This is a genomic window from Methylobacterium sp. E-025 (assembly GCF_022829705.1).
Classification (GTDB): Bacteria; Pseudomonadota; Alphaproteobacteria; order Rhizobiales; family Beijerinckiaceae; genus Methylobacterium.
Genome location: NZ_JAKSYR010000091.1, coordinates 104,392 through 127,073, shown reverse-complemented (window position 1 = coordinate 127,073; position 22,682 = coordinate 104,392). Strand labels below are relative to the sequence as shown.

At 67.6% G+C, this 22,682-nt stretch carries 19 protein-coding genes and 1 pseudogene; 13 read left to right on the top strand and 7 right to left on the bottom strand.

The annotated features are described in order from the left end of the window. Positions 1-57 precede the first annotated feature (57 nt). From MKK64_RS11865 to MKK64_RS11855, 3 genes are all read left to right on the top strand, one after another. A complete protein-coding gene (locus MKK64_RS11865; protein WP_243935025.1) occupies positions 58-384 on the top strand; it encodes a hypothetical protein in 327 nt (108 codons plus the stop codon). 18 nt (positions 385-402) lie between these two features. Further along, a complete protein-coding gene (locus tag MKK64_RS11860; protein ID WP_243935023.1) occupies positions 403-912 on the top strand; it encodes a hypothetical protein in 510 nt (169 codons plus the stop codon). Between the two features lie 290 nt (positions 913-1,202). Then, positions 1,203-1,814, top strand: a complete 612-nt coding sequence (locus MKK64_RS11855; RefSeq protein ID WP_243935021.1) for a hypothetical protein — start codon at positions 1,203-1,205, stop codon at positions 1,812-1,814. Positions 1,815-1,916: 102 nt separating this feature from the next. Here MKK64_RS11855 and MKK64_RS11850 read toward each other — a convergent pair whose 3' ends face one another. From MKK64_RS11850 to MKK64_RS11835, 4 genes are all read right to left on the bottom strand, one after another. Next, positions 1,917-3,200 carry a tyrosine-type recombinase/integrase gene (locus tag MKK64_RS11850; RefSeq protein WP_243935019.1) on the bottom strand — a complete coding sequence of 428 codons (1,284 nt, stop codon included), beginning with the start codon at positions 3,198-3,200 and terminating at the stop codon, positions 1,917-1,919. Between the two features lie 651 nt (positions 3,201-3,851). Then, positions 3,852-5,255, bottom strand: coding sequence for a pilus assembly protein TadG-related protein (locus MKK64_RS11845; protein WP_243935017.1), 1,404 nt, complete (start codon positions 5,253-5,255; stop codon positions 3,852-3,854). Positions 5,256-5,274: 19 nt separating this feature from the next. Beyond that, positions 5,275-5,946 (bottom strand): TadE/TadG family type IV pilus assembly protein, encoded by a 672-nt coding sequence (locus tag MKK64_RS11840; RefSeq protein WP_243935016.1) that lies wholly within the window; start codon positions 5,944-5,946, stop codon positions 5,275-5,277. A gap of 106 nt (positions 5,947-6,052) precedes the next feature. Next, positions 6,053-6,640: a TadE/TadG family type IV pilus assembly protein gene (locus tag MKK64_RS11835; RefSeq protein ID WP_243935014.1), complete on the bottom strand. Its 588-nt coding sequence runs from the start codon at positions 6,638-6,640 to the stop codon at positions 6,053-6,055. 1,236 nt (positions 6,641-7,876) lie between these two features. Between MKK64_RS11835 and MKK64_RS11830 the strand changes: the two genes are divergently transcribed. Both MKK64_RS11830 and MKK64_RS11825 read left to right on the top strand, forming a co-directional pair. Beyond that, entirely contained in the window at positions 7,877-8,389 is a 513-nt protein-coding gene (locus MKK64_RS11830) for a sigma-70 family RNA polymerase sigma factor (protein ID WP_243935012.1), read from the top strand. Further along, positions 8,386-9,348 carry a DUF4880 domain-containing protein gene (locus MKK64_RS11825; RefSeq protein ID WP_243935010.1) on the top strand — a complete coding sequence of 321 codons (963 nt, stop codon included), beginning with the start codon at positions 8,386-8,388 and terminating at the stop codon, positions 9,346-9,348. The genes MKK64_RS11830 and MKK64_RS11825 overlap by 4 nt, the downstream gene beginning before the upstream one ends. 305 nt (positions 9,349-9,653) lie before the next feature. Here the strand turns inward: MKK64_RS11825 and MKK64_RS11820 are convergent, their stop codons facing one another. The 3 genes from MKK64_RS11820 to MKK64_RS11810 form a co-directional block, all read right to left on the bottom strand. Next, positions 9,654-10,787 (bottom strand): TlpA family protein disulfide reductase, encoded by a 1,134-nt coding sequence (locus tag MKK64_RS11820; RefSeq protein ID WP_243935003.1) that lies wholly within the window; start codon positions 10,785-10,787, stop codon positions 9,654-9,656. Between the two features lie 109 nt (positions 10,788-10,896). Beyond that, entirely contained in the window at positions 10,897-12,018 is a 1,122-nt protein-coding gene (locus MKK64_RS11815) for a TlpA family protein disulfide reductase (RefSeq protein WP_243935001.1), read from the bottom strand. 389 nt (positions 12,019-12,407) lie between these two features. Then, on the bottom strand, positions 12,408-13,517 hold the full coding sequence (locus tag MKK64_RS11810) for a TlpA family protein disulfide reductase (protein WP_243934999.1): 1,110 nt from the start codon (positions 13,515-13,517) through the stop codon (positions 12,408-12,410). A 219-nt stretch (positions 13,518-13,736) separates the two neighbouring features. Between MKK64_RS11810 and MKK64_RS11805 the strand changes: the two genes are divergently transcribed. The 8 genes and pseudogenes from MKK64_RS11805 (at position 13,737) to MKK64_RS11770 (ending at position 22,665) form a co-directional block, all read left to right on the top strand. Continuing rightward, positions 13,737-15,422, top strand: coding sequence for a TonB-dependent siderophore receptor (locus MKK64_RS11805; protein ID WP_243934997.1), 1,686 nt, complete (start codon positions 13,737-13,739; stop codon positions 15,420-15,422). A gap of 33 nt (positions 15,423-15,455) precedes the next feature. Continuing rightward, positions 15,456-16,172, top strand: a pseudogene (locus MKK64_RS11800) (TonB-dependent siderophore receptor); the annotation flags it as partial. A 196-nt stretch (positions 16,173-16,368) separates the two neighbouring features. After that, complete coding sequence (locus MKK64_RS11795; protein WP_243934991.1) at positions 16,369-18,459, top strand: ABC transporter ATP-binding protein/permease; 2,091 nt, start codon at positions 16,369-16,371, stop codon at positions 18,457-18,459. A gap of 12 nt (positions 18,460-18,471) precedes the next feature. Next, positions 18,472-19,611 (top strand): PLP-dependent cysteine synthase family protein, encoded by a 1,140-nt coding sequence (locus MKK64_RS11790; protein WP_243934988.1) that lies wholly within the window; start codon positions 18,472-18,474, stop codon positions 19,609-19,611. Continuing rightward, positions 19,604-20,347, top strand: coding sequence for a YitT family protein (locus tag MKK64_RS11785; protein ID WP_243934986.1), 744 nt, complete (start codon positions 19,604-19,606; stop codon positions 20,345-20,347). The genes MKK64_RS11790 and MKK64_RS11785 overlap by 8 nt, the downstream gene beginning before the upstream one ends. A gap of 161 nt (positions 20,348-20,508) precedes the next feature. Further along, a complete protein-coding gene (gene exbB, locus MKK64_RS11780) occupies positions 20,509-21,321 on the top strand; it encodes a tonB-system energizer ExbB (protein WP_313898907.1) in 813 nt (270 codons plus the stop codon). A gap of 4 nt (positions 21,322-21,325) precedes the next feature. Next, on the top strand, positions 21,326-21,760 hold the full coding sequence (gene exbD, locus MKK64_RS11775) for a TonB system transport protein ExbD (protein ID WP_243934982.1): 435 nt from the start codon (positions 21,326-21,328) through the stop codon (positions 21,758-21,760). Beyond that, positions 21,757-22,665, top strand: coding sequence for an energy transducer TonB (locus tag MKK64_RS11770; RefSeq protein ID WP_243934981.1), 909 nt, complete (start codon positions 21,757-21,759; stop codon positions 22,663-22,665). Before exbD ends, MKK64_RS11770 begins: the two co-directional genes overlap by 4 nt. Positions 22,666-22,682: the final 17 nt, after the last annotated feature.

Below are 22,682 nucleotides of genomic sequence, written 5' to 3'. Positions count from 1 at the left end.
GACGGAGCGCCAGCCTGGGGTAATAAGGGCGTGCGTGTGCTATGGGCATGGTTAGCCATGAACAGCATCCTCCAGATGCGGTTGGTGGTCAGGGCCGGCAAGAGCACCACCTCTTGTCCGGCCCGACAGTTTCTGACACTATCAATTCAGTTGGGGTTGTCAATGTCAGAAATTGCGAAACCGAAAGTTGGGCGCCCCCGCGTAGATGCGATCCCCATCACGGTTCGGGCGCCACCAGCGCTCGTCACGCCCCTCGACGCATGGATTGCAGACCAGCCGGAGCCGAAGCCCTCACGTCCGGAGGCGATCCGGCACGCTCTGACGGACTGGCTCACCGGCCAGGGCTACGTGCACCAGCGCGAGGATCTTGAGGGAGCGAACTGATGCTTTATGGTTCGGTTTATGAAGGTCTTTGAAATTTGGGACTATCCATTCAACATTGTAGATCTTGATTGGCATGGCCCATTTGAATGGCCAAAGGGATCCGGCAATCTCAAGCTACCTGAAGATCTAGGAAAACGAAAAGGTATTTATAGAGCCGAATATAAAAACAACACCCGAAGAGTGATAAAATACATTGGAAGCGCTTCAGAAGGTTTTTCTAAAAGACTTACTTCTCGACATAGAATTTATAGTGAATTAGTGACTGAGGGCCATTTTAAAATTCAGATTTATGCTGCGCCAATTGTCCCTGAAAGAAAGATTACTCTATCAAGATCTAACTATGTCGAAATCGAATACATTATGGCGCAGGTCCACTGGAAAGACCTAATATCGTGGCATGGCATTTCAAAGCTACCTAAAATTCGCCGGGGAGAAGGCTGGCGCATTATAAGCAAGGGCCGCCGTGGACACATTTCACGCGTGATCGCCTACCCGGCGTTCGCAGTGGCGGGACAGAACCGCGGCTGATTGTGAACGTGGCTTGTCAAAATAAGGCCGCCGAGATCATCCTCGAAGCCGCCGGCGTCATCTTCATTGGGGAGAATGGCGAGGGGCCGGGGGTGCGATTGAAGAAGATGTCTAACTCAAATATGTAGCATACATATGATATAATCAAAACATATGGCTATGGTATTTCCGTTCCGTTCAATTTTATTGATGTAAAGACAATGGCCCCTTATATTTCATGTCTATTGTTGACCGTGATTTTCAGCGTTACTATATATTTTGAGAAAACCTCTGACGTAGATTTGAAAAAAATGGAATTCGTGTGGATAATACTTGGTTCGCTTGCTTTAGTTGGATATACAGAGAAATCAAAACATGTAGTATTGGACAACAATATACCGTTATACAAATCCGCTGAGCAATTTTACTGGTCTATAGTCGAAGAGTCGTCTCTTAAGGCTCGCGAGTATGCGTGCATGAAATGGGAAGTGTCGGTTGAGACTTCGCCGGAAGGTATAAAGCGCTACGAGTCACGTGATATTGCTTGCAAATGGTACACAAATAAGGAACGACTCATATCTACGACAAAAGATAGATACGATACCGCTTCAAACTGGAGTTACAGCAACGCCCCGAACGAAATTGCTTCTTATTGGAAGGACGAAACACTTGATTTATATTTTGACAAATACACAAAGGCTGCTGACGAGCTTAGGTCTGCTTTAGAGGAGGAGAAAGATAACTTATTCAACCAAGCGCTAGCTTACGTTTTTCCTTACATATTTGGTTTTGCAATCGCCATCCGTTTCTCAAAAGCCATCGGCGACCTAAGAAATGCAAAATCAAAACTGGCTAAAGAGATGAGAGATAAGTCCAAACTGAAACTAAGACGAAAAATAATTTACAAAATTAGAGATAGATGATAATATATAAATTTTCCTCGTGGCTTTAACGTTAACAATCAATATCAGCTTAAAATAGATCACACAGCCATTCGATCAAACCTATAGGTAAGGATATCAGATTTACGATTTTTGATTGGCGCTCACTACCGGCCGACGTCTCATCACGGGGCCGGCGCCTGTCTCCATGGCCTGCCACACGGCCTCGGCGGTGCGATCGGCGGCATCGATCAGCACCTCGTCGAGGTGATGGATGTATAGGCTGGTGACGGTGTGGCCGGCGTGACCGAGCATCGCTCCGATCGTCGACTCACTGTAGCCCAGGTCGGCGGCAGAGCTACCGAAGGAATGCCGCAATAGGTGCGCACCGAGGCCGACGACCCCGGAGGCCTCCTCCGCTCGCTCGATCGCGCGCGAGTGGCCGCCATACCGGCGTGCGCCACGAATGCCTGGCAGCACGTAGCTCGTGGGGGTGCCGCGCGGCAGAGCCTCGAAGACAGCCCTGGCTCTAGCGCCGAGCGGGCGAAGGGATGCACCCTCTTTCGAGTCTGCGAGACGAAGTTCGCAGTAGTCCAAATCGACCTCTGACCACAGCAGGTCCAGGATCTCGGTGAGGCGGCATCCAGTGAGCGTGAGCAGCCTGATGAGTGCGGTGGCTTGCCAGGTTTCGCCATCCGCTTCGCGTGCAGACAATGCTTTCCCAAGCATATGGAATTCCTCTGGCCGAAGCCGGCGGTCGCGGGTGTTGTCGGCCGGCTTTTTAACACCGAACACCGGATTGACCGAGATGATGCCCTCGGTCCTCGCGTAGCTCAGGATGCCGCCCAATAGACCGACCGTTCGCGCGGCGGTACCAGGGCCGCCTTTCACCACCGCTTTGCCGCGCAGTCCTGTCTTGACGATGACCGCCGTCTTGCCGGTCTGGACGTCTCTCAGGAAGCGCTGGATGTCGACGGTGGTCAGATCTCGCACCCTGCGAGTGCCTAAGAGCGGCTTGATGTGGCGCAAGATCCGGCCGCGATCGACGTACAGCGTCTTGGCCTTCTTGGGCCGCTTACGCTTGCCCATAATCAAGCCTTTATTGGCGGCGTCCAGATACCCGTCACACAGCTCGGCGACGGTCATGGCGGCCCGGCTCGTCGCCTTCTCCTGAGCAGGATCCTCGCCTCTGGCCACGCTGCCCAACAGCGCCTTGGCCGACTTGCGTGCGTCCTCCGCCGTCACCGGTCCATGGAAGCCGATGGTGACCCTGCGGGTGCGCCCAGAATGCCTGTACTGAACGAGGTAGCTGCACCGGCCGGACGCAAAAACACGCACCCCGAATCCTGGTAGCTCGTCGCACCAGATGAAGTAGTCTCGGCCATTCGGTTCGGTCGCCTCGACCAGCCGCTTCGTGATCTTCGGCATGCCCGTTTCCCTCGTTCGCGGAAGCACTGCGGAAGCGAGCGGAAGCAAACCACCGCTATTCGCAGGAACCGAGGGAAAAGCCGATATGAGCAATTTCGCAAGTTATATGAGCGGCTTAGCAATCACGGGAATACTCGCGCAATCACGCGAAAACCTATGGCCGTATTCCTCCGAAGGCAAAGGTCACACGTTCGAATCGTGTCGGGTGCGCCATTTGCGTACAGAACCGCGAACATCTGCCCGGCGGGTGAGCGAGCGCCGGCGATGACCGGTTCCGGGCTGGCCGTATCGCCAATGATGCGGATAGCGTTCTCGACGCAATCGACGATCGCCTGAAGCAACGCCTTCGCAACGGGATCTCGCTCTCCGTTACGCTCTCACGCATCGACCGGCCGCATGACGCGATCGATTCGGGTGCGCTCTCAGCGAGCGGACGGTCCGCGACCCGCTCGATCGCTGATGCGAGGCCCGAAACAAGCTCTTCGACCAGCCTTGAAAGATCGCGTCGATCGGTCTGTACGCCGGGCGCCCTTGGTCATGATCGACACCGATCGGCATGAGCGGATGGTGCGTTCCCGCGGCGGTCGCGCGCAAAGCAGCATCGTGGGTCGCGGCGGCAGGCTTCACGCCCGTCCGCGCCGCGTGTCGGCATCAGTTGGTGATTTGCGGCTGCATGGTCGTCTGCCCGAACATCTTCGCCAGCGCCGCATCGATGGACGGCCCGTCGGAGGCTTCGGCATACCAGCCCGGCGAGGAGCAGGCCTGCAGGTTCGGCGCGATCTGCGAGACGTAGGGCTGGACCAGGCTTTGATAGTTGCCATCCAGCGCCGAGCTTCCCGTGGTCGGATCGGCCAGGATCGGCAGGTAGGTGGTGTAGATCACCCCGACGGTGATGTTCTTGTTCTTGTAGCTCTGGCAGACGGCCGGATCGAACGCCGCGGTGCAATGCCCGGAGGTGCAGGAGGAACCCTTCACGTCACGCAGGCCGTCGGTGATGATGATGACGTAGGCGCGGGACGTCGCCTGGCTGGTTCCGTCGCCGCTCGTCGGGATCTTCGTCAGCAGATCGGTCAGCGGCTCCTTGAGGTAGCTGTCGCCGGTTCCGCCACCGTTGTTCGGGCCCAGGTCGATGTTCGCCGCCGCGGCCGACAGGCTGTTCCAGTTCGAGCTGAGCGCCGCCAGCTGATTGAGGCTGTAGGTCGTTCCGTTCGCGGATGAGAGGCCCGTCGTGTAGAGCGCGATCCGGTAGTTGCTGGTGCCGGCGGCGAGGGCGTCGCTCTGGGCCGTGGAGATCGTCTTGTTCACGGCATTGCGCAGGACGTCGATGCGCAGGGTGATCGGTGGAACGGCGCTGCCGGCGATGGACTGATAGCTGCTCGCCAGCCTGCTGCCGGTCTGCACGACGTGACAGCCGAAGACGCAGCCCGTGGCGCCCGAGTTGCCGGCGTTCCTCTCCATCGTCTTGATCAGGGTGAAGAGGCTCTTGGCTCCCGCTGTGGTCGAGGCCAGACCCATCGACTGCGACACGTCCAGAGCCATGTAGAGATCGGTATAGAGCGGCATCGAGGCCGAGGATTTCGCGGAGCCGGAGGCATTCATGCTCCGGACGCCGAAGATGCCGCCGAACGACGTCCTGGTCGCGACGTTGAACGTCGCCAGCGCGTCGATGCGCTGGCCGACCTTGGCGACGGTCACGGTTCCGCCCGTCGCGATGACGTTGGTCATCCGCGCCACGTGCGCGTTGAACAGGCCCGTCGCACGGGTCTGCGCCTCGGTCTTGGCGGACGCGACCGAAGCGGCGCTGCCGTCCGATTGCTGGATCAGGGCCTTGGCGACGCCGCTGGCATAGAGGGCGGCGGCGTCGGCGGCGGTCTGGCAGGTGGTCCGGGCGGTGAGCAGCTGCCCGTAATCGATGGCGAGCCCCGTGGTGCCGATCAGCGGCAGGAGGAGCAGCCCGAAGAGAAGCGCGATGTTGCCGCGCCGATCCGAGCGATAGGCCGCGACGGCGCGTCCAACGCCACGGCATGATCTCCAGAGGGCGGATCGAGGCGACATGCGAAAGGACTTTTCTCTCTCAGGAACCGGGGCAGTTGGTCGCCGCATTGACCTGCGTGACCTGCCGCGGCCGGAAATAGGACGATCGTCGGAACGTCCCGGGAAACGGAAGGCCCTTCAGGAAGATCGGCTGGAAGAAGACCGCGACATCGACGACGACGAGCGAGACGGGGCCGAAGGTCGAGGCGGGCAACGTCGCCGGCGTGGTGGCGGCGCTGTCCGGCGCGGTCAGAAGCAGGCCGCACGGCCTCACGCTGCCGGCCAGCGCACGGCTGAACACGGTCGATGCCAAGTAGATGCAGTTCGCCACGCAGGTCGCGTCGGTCTTCGAGAACCTGACGCTGGAGATCGTCAGGTTGACCAGCGCGGGCAGGTTGGTGCTTCCGATCTGCCGGCCATAGGCCAGGATGTCCGCATCGATCAGCGGTGCGCTCTGGATGATCCCCGAGATCTGCGCCTCGGTCAGGGTCGTGGTCGCCTGCGAGACGAGCTCGCCGATCGAGTCGGCAACGTAGCCGGCCCTGTTCGCGGCGGTGACGGCGCGGCTGATGTCGACGGCCCCCATGAAGAGCACCATCAGAAGGGGGGCGATCAGGGCGAACTCGACCGCTGAGACACCCCTCCGGCAGGCCCACACGCCGCGTCGGGACCAGCACCGCACCGACGATGACACGCGTTCGGCCAGGGTCATCGCAAGGCACGCTCGTCGTGGGACGCCGGCCGGGACGGGTCGGCAATGTCGTGGCGGCCCGCGCTGCGCCAAAGCTGGCCGAGATGCGATCCGAACCGGGCTTTCCCTAGCACGACTGCGAGCTTCCGGTCGCGGATTGGAAGGGTTCGTTGTAGATGAAGTTCGTCGATCGCAGGACGACCGAATTCTTCACGACATCGCCGAAGACGGATTGAATGAATGCCCCTATGTTGATGAAGCTATAAGATACATCGATGAAAAGATAATCTCCGGACACTCCGAGACAGTAGGTGCTCTTGCTGCTGTCGAGATTGACCGGAACCAGCGCCGGAATGCTGGATCGGATGAAGGGGGCGATGTTCGGTGCCGCAGGGGCGCTCGAGACCTTGGTGATGCTCACGACGATATTGGCGCAGCTGAGCGGAATCCTTAGTGCCGGACAGAGCAGGGTGGTGCGAAACTGGTCGGCGGTCAGCCCCTGGGACTGCACCGCTCCGGTCATGACCTGGCGCGAGGCGGTGCGCGTCGCGGCGTCGAGGGATTGCAGCGCGAAATGATACAGGGCGACGTGAAGGATCGCGAAGACGAACCCGAGAAACGGGACGACCGTCATCGCGAACTCGACGGCAGCGGCGCCGCGCTCGTCGCTGAGAGCGGCACCGGACCGGAACCTCCGCATCACCGCTCGGAACATCGCACCTTCTCAGCATTCGGCCGCCGCGGAGCTTATTCCGGCCCATCCGATCGAGATCATTCATGGGGCGTCTGCTCTTGACACGCCGTCAATTCAGCAACGGACCGCGATAGGACAAGAACCTAGGTAGCAAATCTTAGCTTGGGCGGCGCGACGATGATCGCATAACCTGAAGTATCTTGAGTCCCACGACGCCGTTGCCACCGCCGTTCCATCGACCTCGCCGGCGGCCTTCGGACCGAGCCGGGCGGGAGGACGTCTGGATCACTTCGGGAAAACGGGATCTGCCGGAGCCTCGCCGGCAAGCTCACGAATGCGCGACTGCCCCGGAAGATCTTGTGCTCCAAGACGGGGCGTCAGCCCGATCGGCGGTCCAAATCGCCGAGCGCCTTCACCCGGGCCCGGATCATCTTCGGGTCGGCCTTCCAGCATTGATGATCGCCCCGATGGGGGAACCTCGGACCCGGCCGAGCTTGAGATCGGCTCGGATCAGGCCGAATCACCGCCAGCTCACGCGGATCGATAGTCGCAAAGGCCGTGATCGAAATGGAGTCCGCCTTCGGCCTCACAGCCACCGCCGTCGCGCAAGGCCGGCGGAACATCGACCTGCCGAGAGAACCAGAGACTTCCATCGATCGTTCGATGTCTTCGGCACCGACGCATTGGACGGCGAATTGCTGTCGCGCGGCGTCGGGGCAAGCTGCCGGTTTTCGAGGCGGAGCCTGACCTATCGAGTGGATCGACGGTCTCGGTTTCTCGAGGTGCGGAAGTCGCACTTGGCCGTCTCGATGCCGCGGACAGCGCAGGAGAGCGGTAGACGCTGTCGCGGCTATCCATCATCGTCCTGCAATCCTGGCCGACGTCGCGGTACGGCTTGGGCGACGCCGAGGACTCGATCCTTGCGAACGAGTGCTGGTCCCCCGCTCGGTCAGTGTCCATCCGAACGCCGAGGCCATCTCGCGACTCGGTCGTTCAGATTGCGGCCCAATCACAACACATCACGCTATGATCGGCCGAAATCGGATCACGAGATCACCTCGGCAGGCCGGAAGACTCGAGTCTGGCATGGGATCTGCTACACAGAAACATGGGCGAAAGATTTTCCACGCGTACAACCGCGGGTATATGGGTAGAACAATCGGTTCGATGAGTTTTGCGGTCGCCTGAGTGCTTCGGCAGCGTCGACTTGGAGTTGAATCTATGGGTGTGGCCTCTGTACGCCAAAACAACTCCGTTATGGACGGCCTGTTCAGACAGCACAACGGTTGGTTGATGAAGTGGCTCGGCCGGCAGCGCTGGACCGTCGTGCCGCCCGAGGACCTCGCTTCCGACGTGTTCCTGGCACTGCTGCAGATGCCGGGAGCGGGTTCCGTGCGCGAGCCGCGCGCGATGATGACCACCATCGCGCGTCGCCTCATCTTCGATGCGCGACGCCGCAACGACCTCCAGCGCGCCTACGAGGCGGAGCTGGCCCTAATGCCGGAAGCCTTGGAGATTTCCGCGGAGGAGCGCCTCATCGTCGTGCAGGCCCTGAAAGCGATCGACGCCATGCTGGCACGGCTGTCGATGAAGGCCCGCACCGCGTTCCTGATGAGCCAGATCGACGGGCTGCCCTATGCCGAGATCGCCGCGGAGCTGAAAGTCTCCGTCAGCATGGTCAGGAAGTACGTGGCGCAGGGCCTCCGGGCCGCCCTGTGTGCCGACGCAGGAATCGGGACGGCCGCGGCGCGGGAGACGCGGTTCTCATGACGGCGGCGACGATGCTCGACGACCCGCGGGCCGAGGCCGCCATCGCTTGGATGGTGGAGATCAATTCCGGCGAGATGTCCGAGAAGGCGTATCGCGAGTTCGAGGCGTGGCTGCAGGCGGATCAACGCAACGAGAGCGTCTGGATCCGCCTTCAGGAAAGTCTGTTGCCTTGCGGCGTGGCCGCTCGCCAGGGTCTGGTGCGCGGCAGCGTGACGAAGCGGCTCATGCAGCGGCGGCAGTCACGCCGGACCGTGCTCGCGAGCCTCGCCGGCGTCTTCGGCATCGGCACGGCCGGGCTCGCGCAGACGGATCGCTTCCTGCCGTTGAACCACATCCTGGCGGATCAGGTCACGCTGACGGCGCAGCAGAAGCGCCTGACCCTCGTGGACGGAAGCGAGCTCGTGCTGTCGCCTCGGACCGCGGTCGACCTCCAGTACGAGCCGGGGCTGCGCGCCATGCGACTCCTCGACGGCAAGGTGCTGATGCGCATCGCCGCGCGCTCCGTCCCGTTCCATGCCCAGGTCGAGGACGTCACCCTGAACACGGAGGCGGGCACGTTCCTCGTCGAGAGGCGCGAGGGCGTCCTGACGCTGTCGGGCCTCGAAGGCGCCGCCCGCGTCGGGAGGGGCGGCGCCGGGGACGGCCTGAGCCGGGGGGAGCAGATCGAGTTTGCCGGCGGACGCGTCCGACGGCGCGCCTTCGACATCGAGAGCGCGACCGCGTGGCTCGACGGGCTGCTCGTCGCCAAGGACCGGCCGCTCGGCTCGATCGTCGACGGCATCCGGCCCTATTTCCCGGGCGTGATCCGGCTCGATCCCGCGGTGACGTCGCTGCATGCCACGGGCGTGTTCTCGCTGGTCAATCCGAGCGATACCCTCGACGCCCTCGCCGAATCGCTCGGGCTGTCGATCAACCGCATCGCCGGATACTGGGTCACGCTGCGGCCTCGCGACAGCTGACGTCGGCTCCGCGGACCGAGCGAGACGCCCGTCACCGCGATGCAGGCTCGACCGAGGGTTTTGGGCCGCGCCCGGCCTCCGTGCCGCTCCGGACAGATCGAATCCTGGTCCTGACCGGCAAGGGGGATGCCCCGAACACGCATCGGGCCCGCCGCCCAGGTCCACCTCGCCGCATGCCGATCAGGCGCAGCGTTGCCGCGATCCGGCCGGTCGTGGCCATCGTGACCCGTTGAAACGGAATAGGCCGATACCCGCCCGATCATATCTGCCGGTGCGCCGCCGAGGCGGGCGCGGGCAGTCCTGCCTCACGAGTCTTCCGTGAGCGGGGGGCGATCTTCGGGATCGCCCGTGCCGCGGCGTCGGGAGGCCGGCGCGGGCGAGCCGCAGGGGCGGGGCGAGCGCGGGCGGTCCAGGCAGCGCTCGACCAGGGCGTCGAGCTGCCCGAGCACGACGGCCGGCATGCCGGCCGTCTCGCCCCCCGCGCGGGCGGCACAGGCGCGGGCCAGCGCCTCGCGCGAGCGGCCCGCGGTGAGGAGGACCGTCGCGAGGGCCTCGTGGATCCGCATCGCGATGCGCGCGGCGCGATCGGGCCCGGCGGCGTGCTCGGCCCGGTCGAGGACGTCGAGCGCCAGGGCGATGCGCGCCGCATCGGCCGGGGCGCCCCGGATCGCGGCGAAGTCCAGCGCGCCGACGAGCGCCGCGCCGACGCGCAGCAGCACCTCGCCGTCTCCGGCGTCGAACGCGGTCAGCCAGCGCGCGTAGGCCAGCGCATCGGTGCGGCCCATCGCGAGAAGCAGCCCGAGCCTGCCCGACCCCCACCGGGGCTCGAGGTCGGGGTGCAGGGCGAAGGTCTCGTCGTAGACGCGCAGGACGCCCGCGAGATCGTCCGCCCTCCCGCATGCGGTCAGCGCGGCGTGCATCCGCCGGGTTTCGCGGACCTTCTCCCGCGCGAGCCCGTCGCGGTGCGCCTCGGCCACGGCCGCGAGGTCCCAGGACCCGGCGGCGACGGCCGCGAGCGGCTTGGCGAGCCGCAGGGGCGGCCCGATCCAGGCGATGCGCCCGTCGCGATCCACGATGAAGGCCTTCGGCACGCCCGACTGGTAGGAGGCCTGGAACCACGCCTGGTACGTCGGCCCGTAGACGTCTCCCGGCGCGGGCGGCGCGTCGATCGCCACCGCGTAGCGGACGGCGCTCCCCTGCGCACGCACGAGGCAGCGCACGGCATCCGGCCGGCCGAGGGCGACGGCCAGGACGGCGACCTGGGCATGGGCGGCCTGGAGCGCGGTCAGGTAGGGAAGGCTGGCCCGGGACACCGGGCAGGCCGGGGACCAGAACGCGACGATCGAGACCTGGCCGGCCGGCACGCCCGCGACGGGCTCGCCCCTGACGAAGGCCGAAAGGCTCAACCCCGGAGCGGGATCGCCCAGCAACACTTCCATCCTCGACATCGCTCTGGGCTCCCCCTGGCGCGGGTCTCGCGGATCGGGCGGCCTGTCCGCCGGCCGGACGCCGGCCCGGACCGGGCGCCGGGACGGCGGGCCGCCGCGGTCAGGCCGGGCCGATCCGGCAGACGCCGTCCGCGCAGGCCATCTCGGGCATCGGCGCGGCGGCGGCCGCGGAGGCCGCGGCGGCGCAGCGCTCCAGCAGCGCGTCGGTACCGGCCAACCATTCTGGTGCCAGGCCCGCCGTCTCGGCGAGGTCGCGGGCCGCGCGGGCGCGGGCCTGCGCCGCGTCGGCCTGCCCCGCGGTCAGGAGCGCCTGCGCGAGGGTCGCCAGAGCCTCGACCCGCTCACCCGCGCCGTCGCTCCGGGCCAGGACGGCGTGCTCCGCCTGCAGCATGGCCTCGACCGCGAAGGCGGCGATCGACGGATCGACCGGCTTCTTAGCCTCGAGGTCGCCCTGAACGGAGCGGCACAGCATGGATCCGACCTGAAAGTGGGCTGTGTCGTCGCCGGGAGACGCCGCGATCAGGTGCCGCGCGTAGTCGAGAATGTCGGGCCGTCCTTCCCAGAACATCAATCTGAGCTTGGCGTTGCCCTCAACCCGCTCGAAGTCGGGATCGGCCGCGAAGTGTTCGTCATAGGTCCGCAGCATGGCGGCCCGGTCCCCGGCCCGCGCGTGCCGCATGATCTCGGCCTGCAGCCGCGCCGCTTCGCGCGTCTTGGTGCGCACGATCATGTCCCGGTACGCCTCGGCCTTGGCGGCCAGGTCCCAGCGCCCCTCGAGGACGGCCGCGAGGGGCTCGTCGAGCTCCATCGGATGGCCGATCCAAGCGATCCTCCCGCCGCGGTCGACGATGAAGGATGCCGGGATGCCTTTCCGAAACGACGCCTCGCACCAGGCCTGGTAGCTCGAGCCGCCCGCCTCTCCGTCCGCGCGCGGCGCGTCCAGTGCCACCCGGTAGGCCATGGCCTCGCCCTGCCCGTGCACGATGTCCTTGACGCGCTCCGACGGACCTAGGGCGACGCCGAGGACGACGACCTCCGGGTGGGCCGCCTGGAGCGCGGTGAGGTGCGGAATGCTCGCCACGCACGGGCCGCAGGTCGGCGACCAGAACTCGACGACCGCGACCGTCCCGGGCACGGCGGCCTCGACCGGCTCGCCCTTGAGGAATGGGCCCAACTGGAGCTTCGGCGCAACGTCGCCGACGAGCAACTCGGTGTTCGACATGGATCTTCCCTTCGGTCTCGGCGGCCGGAAGCCGGGCGCTCCCGCGTTCGGCGGCCTCTGTCCACCTGCCAGAGATGACGGACGAGATCGGCAAAGCGTCAGTGGCCATCCGCACGTTCGTTCGCCCGACGCCGCGCATCGAGGTCCCGTCCCGGCCTCGAAATATCGCGCGGAGCGCCGACGGCCTCGTGGGCTCGTCCGACAGGCTCGGCAATGGACCGGAACGCGACGATCGAGACCCGGCCGGGCGGCACGCCCGCGACGAAGGCGGGAGGCTCAACCCCGGAGCGGGATCGCTCAGCAACACTTCCACCTTCGACATCGATCTGGGCTCCCCCTGGCGCGGGTCTCGCGGATCGGGCGGGCCGGACGCCGGCCGGACGCCGCGGTCAGGCCGGGCCGATCCGGCAGACGCCGTCCGCACAGACCATCTCGGGCATCGGGGCGGCGGCGGCGCAGCGCTCCAGCAGCGCGTCGATCCTCGCCAGCCGCGCCGCCTCCAGGCCCGCCGTCTCGGCGAGGTCGCGGGCCGCGCGGGCGCGGGCTTGCGCCGCGTCGGCCTGCCCCGCGGTCAGGAGCGCCTGCGCGAGGGTCGTCAGAACCCAGACCCGCTCCGCCGCGCCATCGCACTGGGTCAGGACGGCGTGCTCCGCCTGCAGCATGGCCTCGACCGCGAAGGCAGCGACCGCCGGATCGACCGGCTTCTTGGCATCGAGGTCGCCCTGCACGAGGCCGCACAGGACGGATCCGACCGAAAAAGGGGTTTCGTCGCCGCCGGGAGCCGCCGCGATCAGGTGCCGCGCGTAGGTGACCGCCTCGGCTTGATCGAGCGAGAACAGCGCGCGGAGCTTGAAGGTGGAATACTTCCGCTCGAGTTCCGGATGGGCGGCGAAGGTCTCGTCGAAGGCGCGCACCACGCCGGCCCGGTCCTCGGCCTTACCGCACCGAGACGCTTCTTCGAACATCCGGGCCGTCTCGCGCACCTTGGTGCGCACGATCCTGTCCCGGTACGCCTCGGCCTCGGCCTCGGCAGCGAGGTCCCAGCGGCCTTCGACGATCGCCGCGAGAGGCTCGTCGAGCTCCATCGGATGGCCGATCCAAGCAACCCTCCCGCCGCCGTCGACGATGAAGGACGCCGGGATGCCCGTCTGGAACGACGCATCGCACCAGGCCCGATGGGTCGGGCCGGTCCTCCTGCCCTCCGCGGGTGGCGCGTCCAGCGCCACCCGGTAGGCCATGGCGTCGCCCTGGCCGCGCACGAAGCCCTGGACATCCCCCCAGGGCTGCACGGCGACCCCGAGGACGACCACCTGCGGGTATCTCGCCTGGAGCGCCGAGAGGTGGGGGATGCCGCTTACGCAGGGGCCGCACCAAGGCGCCCAGAACTCGACGACGGTGGTCGTCCCCGGCGCGAAGCCGTCGACCGGCTCGCCCTCTAGGAACTCGGCCAGCTCGAGTTTCGGCGCGGCGTCGCCGACGAGCAACTCAGCGATCGACATGGGTGTGTCCTTCTCGTCGTGATCTCGGGGCGCAGGGAGCAGGCGCCCGCAAGCCCTGTCGGACGAGATCGGCAAAGCGTCAGCGGCCATCCGCGCGACCATCCGCCCGGCGCCGCGCAAAAAGGTTCCGCCTCGACCCAAAAATATTTCGCGGCGCTGACGGTTTCGCGGGCTCGTCCGTCAGGCTCGGCAAGAGGGTTGAAAAGGCGGGGGCCAACGATGGCGGCGAACACTTTCGGCACGGTGGGACGGCGCGTGCGCGGCGCGGTCTCGGCGGGGGCCCTGGCGCTCGCCCTGGCCGGCGGCTGCCGGCCGGCGCAGGCGCAGACGGTCTATGCCTTCGACGTGCCGCGCGGCGATCTCGCGGAGGTCGTCACCCGCATCGCGCGCACCGCCGGCAGGCCGATCGTCTTCCCGGCCGCTCTCGCCCGGGGCCGCATGGCCGGGCCGATCGGCGGGCGGGAGTCGGTCGAGGCGGCGCTGGGCCAGGCGCTGGCGGGCACCGGCCTGCAGGTCGCGCCCGGCGCCGGCGGCAGCCTCACCATCCGCGCGGCGTCGGGTCCCGTGGCCGGGGTGCCGGCGGGTGCCGACCTCGCCGCGATCGACGTCACCGATGCCGGCGGCATCCCCGGCGGCTCGCACGGCGACCAGGGCTTCCAGCCGGGGGATGCGGGCGAAACCATCCGCATCGGCGACGCGCCGGCCCGCGAGATCCCGATCTCGATCTCCACCGTGACGCAGAAGGTGCTCGAATCCCAGGTCGTCACCTCGACGGCTGACGCGGTGCACAATGTCGCCGGCGTGAATCTAACTCCGGCAGCTTCCGGCATCGGCCGCCCGAACTTCACCATCCGCGGCTTCACCCAGGCCAGCTATAACGTCAACGGGATGCCCAACGACACCATCGACCAGGTGCCGATCGATGCCGTCGAGCGGGTCGAGGTGCTGAAGGGACCGACCTCGATCCTCAACGGCGTGAGCGACCTCGGTGGCCTCGTCAACGTGACGCTGAAGCAGCCGACCAGCGAAACGATCCGCAACCTCACCGTCCGCTGCGGCTCCTACAACTACAAGACCATCGCCGCCGACCTCGGCGGGCGCGTCGAAGGGCTGGAGGGCACGACGTACCGCTTCGTCACGTCCGGCAACCACGCCGATCAGAACTACGCCGGGTACAAGGATCCCCACGAGATCCTGGTCGCCCCGAGCGTCCGGTGGCAGGGCCAGGACCTGATGCTCCAAGGCGACCTGCGCTACTCCCAGGCGCGGATCACGCCGGGGACCTTCGCGTTCATCCCGGCCCTCGCTTCGAGAGCCATAGCGCCGATCGTCGAGCCGCAGCGCGGCGTGCCGATCGGCAACGACTACTTCGGCGGCACCACCGAGAACCTGACCCTGTCCACGAAGCAGTCCTACGATATCGGGCGCATCTTCGGCATGGATGTCACGCTGAACAACAGCTTCGAATGGTCCGACAGAAGGTCTTCCGTCCATGTGCCGAACATTTTTCCTATCGGAAGGATCACATCCCTCTCGGGCCCCCTGCTGTTCGGGCGCATTGGGTCCGACACGAAAATCTTGAGCCTCAATGACCGTTTCGACGTAACATTAAAGTACGAGAGCGACTTGGCGAAGCAGACACTCAAGTTCGGCTACGATTACTTGAGTTCCCACGGCAATTCCAACCGAGAAAGCGACCTGTTCAGAGCGATCTTGGCGACGGGGCTGCCCGAGTTCCCGAGGCGGACCCCGAACGAAGTTCCGCTCCAAATCACCAGGACTGCGAGCACGATTCAAGGCATCTACGTCCTCGACAAGGTCGACACGCTCGATGATCGGCTTCACATTCTCGGGTCGGTCCGGCAGGACGCCTACGACTCCTCGTCCATAAACACGATCCCCTGAGCGAAGCGCTCGAGCTCGAGCGCGTCGACCAGCGACGGCCTATCCTGGGTCGCCGGAGCGGCGTTCGACGTCACGCCCTGGATGACCGTCTACGGCAATCGGTCCAACGGATATTCTCCCAATACAGGCGTGGACATTTCCGGCAACGTGCTCCCGCCCGAACAACGGGATCTGGCCGAGGTCGGCGCGCGCTTTGCCCTGTTCGACAAGCGCCTCAACCTGACGACGTCCTTCTACGATCTCGTGCGCACGAACGTCGCGATCCCCGATCCGACGGATCCGAGCGGGCTGACGCAGATTGTCGTGGGGGGGCAGAACAGCAAGGGCATGGAGATCGAGGTCCAGGGCGAGGTTCTGCCCGGCCTCAACCTCATCGCCAGCCTCACGAGCCAGACCTTCGAGGCCGGGCAGGACACGAATGCCTACAATCTCTACGGCCATCCAAAGCATCTCGCCAGCCTGTGGGGGACGTATACGCTGCAGGACGGCCCCCTCGCCGGGCTGACCTTCGGGGGCGGCGTGCGCTACGTCGGAACCTTCCTGACCTCACCCGATCGCGCGACCGTGTACCGCATCAATGGATACGACACCTTCGACGCCGCGATCTCGTACGACCGGCCCGACTATACGATCAGCCTCAAGGTCGACAACATCCTGAACAGGTACTCGCTCGTGCCGTCCCTGATCACGACCTACCTGGCCCCCATCCAGGGCCGCAACGTGACGCTGCAGGCGACCTACCGCTTCTGACCATCACGACCGACCGCACGGCCCCGCCATGCCAGGCGCCCCGGCCCCGTCGACGACGCGGTCGGGTCGACGCCGGGCGCGGGCCCTCGGCCCGGGCGGGCCGGGGCCGGGTTCGCGACGCGCGGCTCTCGCAGCAGGCCCCGCAGGTCGCTCATGCCGGCCCGGCGGGCCGGCACCAATCGTCGAGGACAATTTCATGATCTGGCTCGGTGCCACCCTCATCGCCGCCTCCGCGGCGGTGCTTTCGGCCGAGGGCTTCGGCCTGGGGTCCCACCGGCTGCTGGCCGGCTTCCTCGTCCTGGCCGCCGCGGCGAGCTTCCGCGCGGGGCCGGTCTCGGCCTTCCACCGGGTGCTGATGGCCCTGTTCGGCTGCGAGGCGGCCGTCCTCGCGCTGAACGTCCTCGCCGATGCGGGCGGCCTGCTCGCGGACCGGCCGCCGGCGCTCACCGTCACCGAGCCGGTGGTGATGACGCTCTGCCTGTCGGTGGCGGCGTTGCGCGTCCTGGCCGGCCTCCCGGTCGTGCGCCGGGCGCTCGCGATCGCCGACCGCTTCTTCGCCTCGCCGGAGCGCACGCACATGACTATCCTCGGCCGACGCCTCGCGATCCCCGACCGGGTGCTCGCGCGCGTCGGCGTCGTCGTGATCGTGCTCCTCAACCAGGTCGTCGTCGTCTTCCAGATCCAGACGCTCCTCATCTCGTCGCGCTTCATGGACGCGCTGCAGGCCTATGACGGCCCGACCTTCTGGCACACGCTCCTCGTCACGATGCCGCTCTGGCTGCTGCCCTACCTCTGCTTTTACCTGCTGCATCATATCCTGACCGCGCTCCTGGCGGTGCGCTGGCGCCGGAGCATGAGCGCCGACTACACCCGGCGCTGGATCGCGACGGGCGCGCATTACCGGATGGGGCTCGCCGGCCCCGGGACCGACAACCCGGACCAGCGCATCCAGGAGGACGTTCCGCTCTTCATCGACGGGGGCCATGGCGGCGGCTCCGGGGTCGTCGACCTCACCTTCAGCGTGATCGGCACGTTCAGCTCGTTACTGGCCTACGCCCTGATCCTCTGGAAGCTCTCGGACAAGCTGCGCCCGTTCGGGCCGGACATCGTCATCCCCGGCCTGCTGCTCTGGGCCGCGGTCCTGTACGCGGTGGTGATCACGGCGGTGACGATCGCGATCGGCCGCCCGCTGATCCCGCTCTCCTTCCGCCGCCAGCACGTCGAGGCGGATTACCGCTACGGCCTCGCGCGCCTGCGCGAGTACGGCGAGCAGATCGCCCTGATGGCCGGCGGACGCACCGAAGCCGGCATCGCCGACCGGCTGTTCGGCCACGTGCAGCGCAACGCCTACGCGATGATCGTGATGACGGCCGGCCTCTCGCTCTTCCAGGTGACCTGCACGCTGCTGAGCCACAATCTGCCCTACATCGCCCTCGGCGCCCTGTTCCTCACGCATCAGGTGACGCTGGGCGACCTCAGCCAGGCTGCCGCCGCGTTCGGGTCGGTGTCCGCCGCGCTGACCTTCTTCTCCGCGCGGTTCACGAGCCTCGCCGCGCTGAAGGCCGTCATCGACCGCCTGTTCAGCTTCGACGACGCCCTCGACCGCATGGCGGCGCCGGGGGGCGGCCGCGTGGAGGTCGGCCGGGACGGGGCGATCGCGCTGGCGGAGGCCGCCATCCGCCTGCCCGACGGGACCGCCCTGGCCGAGGGCCTGTCGCTGCGCTTCGTGCCCGGGGAGAACGTCCTGATCACCGGGCCGTCCGGCACCGGCAAGTCGACGCTGTTCCGGGTGCTGGCCGGGATCTGGCCGCACTGGAGCGGGCGGATGAGCCTGCCGGAGGGGGCAAGCCTCCTCGTGCTGCCGCAGGCGCCCTACCTCCCGGTCGGCTCGCTGCGGGCGGCGGTGAGCTACCCGGCGCCGGCCGACGCCTTCGCGGACGAGGCGGTGGCCGCTGCGCTCCGCGACGCGGGCCTCGGCCACCTCGCCGCCTCCCTCGACCGCGACGAGAACTGGTCGCAGACGCTGTCGGGCGGCGAGCGGCAGCGCGTCGCGATCGCGCGCGCCCTGCTGGCGACGCCCGACTGGCTGCTGCTCGACGAGGCGACCTCGGCGATGGATCCGGCGCTGGAGCGCCAGGTCTACGAGACCCTGAAACGGCGGCTGCCGCAAACGACGCTGATCTCGATCGGCCACCGCGACAACCTGATCGCCCACCATGCACGCCGGATCGACGTGCCGCGCGACGGCGACGGCTTCCGCTGCCCGCTCGCCGCGCAGGCCGCCTGAGCGCGCGGCCCGATGCAGGAGCCTTCGATCGACGGGCACCGCCCGACCCCGGACCGCAGCTGGCTGCGAGACGCCCTCGACGCCGTGGGCGCGGAAGCGGCACGCAGCGCCGACACGCACCTGCTGCGCGTGCCGCTCGCCGGCCGGGCGGGGATCGACCTCTACGTGAAGGACGAATCCGCCCACGCGACCGGCAGCCTCAAGCACCGCCTCGCCCGCTCGCTGTTCCTCTACGGGCTGTGCAACGGCTGGATCGGGCGCGACACCACCGTCGTCGAGGCGTCGAGCGGCTCGACCGCCGTCTCGGAAGCCTACTTCGCGCAGATGCTCGGGCTGCCCTTCGTGGCGGTCATGCCGGCCTCCACCGCGGCCGAGAAGGCGGCGCAGATCGCACGCTTCGGCGGCCGCAGCCACTTCGTGGACGATCCCGCCGCGGTCCACGCCGAGGCCGCGCGGATCGCGGCCGGGACCGGCGGCCACTTCATGGACCAGTTCACCCATGCCGAGCGGGCGACCGACTGGCGGGGCAACAACAACATCGCGCAATCGATCTTCGGCCAGCTGGCGCGGGAGCGCTTCCCCGTGCCGGCCTGGATCGTGGTGGGGGCGGGGACGGGCGGCACCTCGGCGACGATCGGGCGCTACCTGCGCTACCGGGGCCATCCGACGCGCCTCTGCCTCGCCGACCCCGAGGCCTCGGTGTTCCACCGCCACCTCGCCGATCCCGCGGTGACCTCCGCCCGCGGGCCGTGCTCGGTCGTGGAGGGCATCGGCCGGACCCGGCTGGAGCCGTCCTTCCTGCCGCTTCTCATCGACCGCTGGGTCGCGGTGCCGGATGCGGCGAGCCTCGGTGCGGCGCGGGTGCTGGCGGAGGTGCTGGGGCGCTCGTGCGGCGGCTCGACGGGCGCCAATCTCTGGGCCTGCGCGCAGGTGATCGACGGGATGGCGGCGCGCGGCGAGAGCGGCTCGGTCGTCACCCTGCTGTGCGATTCGGGCGAGCGCTACCGCAGCACGCATCTCGACGACGCATGGGTCTCGGCCCGGGGCCTCGACCTGCGCGAGCCGATGCGCGCCATGGCCGCCTTCCTCGCGGGCGTCGCGCCGGTCGGGCCGACGCTCGCGACGCCCCCTCGGAGCTCCGCACATGCCTGAACCGATCGAGGCAGGACCCGCCCGCCGTCACAGCGTCCTGGAGGATGGGCTCGGGATCCTGGTCGGGACGCTCCTGGCCAGTTTCGGCGTGGTGCTCTACGCCCGGGCTGCGCTGCTCGTGGGCGGGGTCGTCGGCCTCGCGCAGGTGCTGGCCTTCATCAGCCCGGTGCCCCTCTGGCTGGGCCTGTTCCTCCTCAACCTGCCCTTCTACGGGTTCGCCCTGCGCACGAGCGGACGCGCCTTCGTCCTGCGCACGCTGCTCGCCGTGACGCTCGAATCCGTGGTCGCGCGGGAGGCTGCCGGCTGGCTCGAGATCGCCGCAATCGATCCAACCTTCGCAGCGGTCGCGGGCGGCGCCCTGATTGGCGTCGGGCTGTTGTGCCTGTTCCGGCACGACACGAGCCTCGGCGGCATCGGCATGCTCTCGGTCTACCTGCAGGCACGCTACGGCCTGCGCGCGGGCGGGGTCCAGATGGCCTGCGACCTCGCGATCCTCGCGGCCGGCTCCTGCCTTCTGCCGGCCCAGAACCTCGTCCTCTCGGTCCTCGGCGCGATCGTGATGAACGGCGTGCTCGTCGTCCACCACCGCGCGGATCGCTACGTCGGCGTCACCCGGGTGCTGCGCACCGGCATGCACGAACCCTCGAAAACTGCGTCACCGAGCTGTCGCTTTTCCAGCCTCGTCCGTCAGAACAGGTGGGACCGACGTGTTCCTGGCTGCAGGGGGACGAAATAATGCGCATACTGACGAGCAATCGCACCGGGGGCCGGGCGAGAGCAACGATAGGGCGGATCGCCGGCACGTTCGGTCTGTTGGCGGCGCTTTGGGCGTTGCCGGTGCAGGCGCAAGGCCCTGTCCCCGCCGCCGACGGCGTCGCGTCGCCTGCGGCGCCGACCGTGGAGGTTCTTCCGGCCACGATCGCCGTGGAGGTCAAGCCCGAGGCGGCCGCCGGCGCCGCGCCGCCGGCGGCCGGGGCCTCGCCGGCCCCGGCGGCCAAGCCGCACCGCGACCTCTCGCCGTTGGGCATGTTCCTGAACGCGGACCCGGTGGTGCAGGGCGTGATGGTGCTGCTCGCCGCGGCCTCGGTCCTGACCTGGACGATCCTGCTCGCCCGGGCGCTGGGCCTTCTGCTGGCCAAGCGCCGCCTGCGGGCGAGCCTCGCGGCGATCCGCGCGGCGACGAGCCTGGACGACGCCGCCCGTCAGGTCCGGCACGGCCTCGGGGCGCAGCTCCTCGTCGAGACCGAGGAGGAGCTCGCCCTCTCCCAGGGATTGCCGAGCGAGGGCATCAAGGAGCGCGTCGCCATCGCCCTCGAGCGGATCGAGGCGGCCGCCGCCAAGCGCATGGCGGTCGGCATCTCCATCCTGGCCACGATCGGCTCGGTCGGCCCCTTCGTCGGCCTGTTCGGGACGGTCTGGGGCATCATGCGCAGCTTCATCGGCATCGCGAACTCCAACACCACCAACCTCGCCGTGGTCGCCCCCGGCATCGCCGAGGCGCTGCTCGCCACCGGCATCGGCCTCGTCGCGGCGATCCCCGCCGTGGTGATCTACAACGGGCTCGCGCGCAGCGTCGTCGCCTACCGCATGCTGGCGACCGACGCGGTGGCCCTGATCATGCGCCACCTGTCGCGCGACCTCGATCGGCGCGAGGCCGGCACCTTCCCGGCGCCCGGCAAGGCCGCCCGGCTGCGCGTGGCGGCGGAGTAGCGCGATGGCCGTCCGGCTCGGATCCCACGCCAACGGCGACCTCGCCGAGAACGCCGAGATCAACATCACGCCGTTCATCGACGTGATCCTGGTGCTGCTGATCATCTTCATGGTCGCCGCCCCCCTGTCGACGGTGGACGTCGCGGTCGAGCTGCCGACCGCGAGCGCGCCCCAGCAGGCCCGTCCCGACAAGCCCGTCTTCGTCAGCGTGCGGTCGGACCTGACCGTGGCGCTCGGCGAGGACGCGGTGGATCGGGCCGCCCTGGGCGGCGCCATCGACGCGGCGACCAAGGGCAACAAGGATGAGCGCGTCTTCCTGCGCGCCGACCGGGGCGTGCCCTACGGCGAGCTGATGGGGGTGATGAACCTTCTGCGGGCGGCGGGCTACCTCAAGGTCGGGCTCGTGGGCCTCGAGGACGTCGGCGGGGGGCAGCCATGATCCACCCGCCGCCGGAAGCCTTCGTGCGCGCCGTCGAGGCGGTGCGCCTGCGCCGGGAGGCGCTGAGCCGCACCCGGTCGCCCGGGCGGATCCTCGGCTGGGCGGCGGCGGCGGGCCTCACCCTCGGCCTGCATGCGGGACTCTACCTCCTCCTGACCCGCCGGGACGATCCGCCTCCCGCCTGGCCGGAGATGCCGGCGGCGGTGATGATCACCCTGTCCCCGATCGCGGTGACCGCGCGCTCGGAGGTCGACAACACCACCACCGGGCCGCCCGCGGACGCCCGCACGCAGGCCGAGCCCGAGCCGGTGGAGGAGGCCCCGCCGCCCCCGGCGCCCGAGCCGGTCGTCGACGTCCCGCCGCCCCCGCCGGACGTGAAGCCGCAGGCCGTGCTGCCTCCGAAGCCGCCCGAGGCGAGGGCGGCCGAGAAGCCGGTCGAGAAGGAGAAGCCGAAGAAGCCGGTCGAGAAGCCCAAGCCCGTCGATCGCAAGCCGAAGCCGGTCGAGACGCGCAAGCCGGTCGAGCGCAAGGAGAAGCCGAGCGTGGCCGCGCGCGCCGGCGGCGGGCCGCGGTCGGATCGGCGGACGGCCGACGTCACCGCGGCCGCCGCCGCCGGGTCGGCGGTGAGCGAGGCCTCGCGGGCGAGCTGGCAGAACGAGGTCCGGGCCAGGATGGTGCGGGCCAAGCGCTTCCCGTCCGAGGCGCGCGGCCAGACGGGCGTCGCGGTGGTCGCCGTCACCTTCGGGGCGGGCGGCAGCGCGTCCGGCGTCAGGCTGGTCACCTCCTCGGGCAACGCCGCCTTCGACGCCGAGGCCATGGCGGTGATGTACCGGGCCGCCCCCTACCCGCCGCCGCCCGGCGGCCGCACCACCAGCCTGACGGTGCCGCTCGTGTTCCGCCGTTAGGCCCCCGTCGCCCGACA

Excerpts from the sequence above, each read along its gene's own strand:
- MKK64_RS11795 (WP_243934991.1), top strand. The coding sequence starts at position 16,369 with ATGATCTGGCTCGGTGCCACCCTCATCGCCGCCTCCGCGGCGGTGCTT.
- MKK64_RS11820 (WP_243935003.1), bottom strand. The coding sequence starts at position 10,787 with ATGGAAGTGTTGCTGGGCGATCCCGCTCCGGGGTTGAGCCTTTCGGCC.
- exbD (WP_243934982.1), top strand. The coding sequence starts at position 21,326 with ATGGCCGTCCGGCTCGGATCCCACGCCAACGGCGACCTCGCCGAGAAC.
- MKK64_RS11770 (WP_243934981.1), top strand. The coding sequence starts at position 21,757 with ATGATCCACCCGCCGCCGGAAGCCTTCGTGCGCGCCGTCGAGGCGGTG.
- MKK64_RS11855 (WP_243935021.1), top strand. The coding sequence starts at position 1,203 with ATGGAATTCGTGTGGATAATACTTGGTTCGCTTGCTTTAGTTGGATAT.
- MKK64_RS11850 (WP_243935019.1), bottom strand. The coding sequence starts at position 3,200 with ATGCCGAAGATCACGAAGCGGCTGGTCGAGGCGACCGAACCGAATGGC.
- MKK64_RS11845 (WP_243935017.1), bottom strand. The coding sequence starts at position 5,255 with ATGTCGCCTCGATCCGCCCTCTGGAGATCATGCCGTGGCGTTGGACGC.
- MKK64_RS11865 (WP_243935025.1), top strand. The coding sequence starts at position 58 with ATGAACAGCATCCTCCAGATGCGGTTGGTGGTCAGGGCCGGCAAGAGC.
- MKK64_RS11825 (WP_243935010.1), top strand. The coding sequence starts at position 8,386 with ATGACGGCGGCGACGATGCTCGACGACCCGCGGGCCGAGGCCGCCATC.
- MKK64_RS11860 (WP_243935023.1), top strand. The coding sequence starts at position 403 with ATGAAGGTCTTTGAAATTTGGGACTATCCATTCAACATTGTAGATCTT.
- MKK64_RS11785 (WP_243934986.1), top strand. The coding sequence starts at position 19,604 with ATGCCTGAACCGATCGAGGCAGGACCCGCCCGCCGTCACAGCGTCCTG.
- MKK64_RS11835 (WP_243935014.1), bottom strand. The coding sequence starts at position 6,640 with ATGTTCCGAGCGGTGATGCGGAGGTTCCGGTCCGGTGCCGCTCTCAGC.
- MKK64_RS11830 (WP_243935012.1), top strand. The coding sequence starts at position 7,877 with ATGGACGGCCTGTTCAGACAGCACAACGGTTGGTTGATGAAGTGGCTC.
- MKK64_RS11805 (WP_243934997.1), top strand. The coding sequence starts at position 13,737 with ATGGCGGCGAACACTTTCGGCACGGTGGGACGGCGCGTGCGCGGCGCG.
- MKK64_RS11790 (WP_243934988.1), top strand. The coding sequence starts at position 18,472 with ATGCAGGAGCCTTCGATCGACGGGCACCGCCCGACCCCGGACCGCAGC.
- MKK64_RS11810 (WP_243934999.1), bottom strand. The coding sequence starts at position 13,517 with ATGTCGATCGCTGAGTTGCTCGTCGGCGACGCCGCGCCGAAACTCGAG.
- MKK64_RS11840 (WP_243935016.1), bottom strand. The coding sequence starts at position 5,946 with ATGACCCTGGCCGAACGCGTGTCATCGTCGGTGCGGTGCTGGTCCCGA.
- MKK64_RS11815 (WP_243935001.1), bottom strand. The coding sequence starts at position 12,018 with ATGTCGAACACCGAGTTGCTCGTCGGCGACGTTGCGCCGAAGCTCCAG.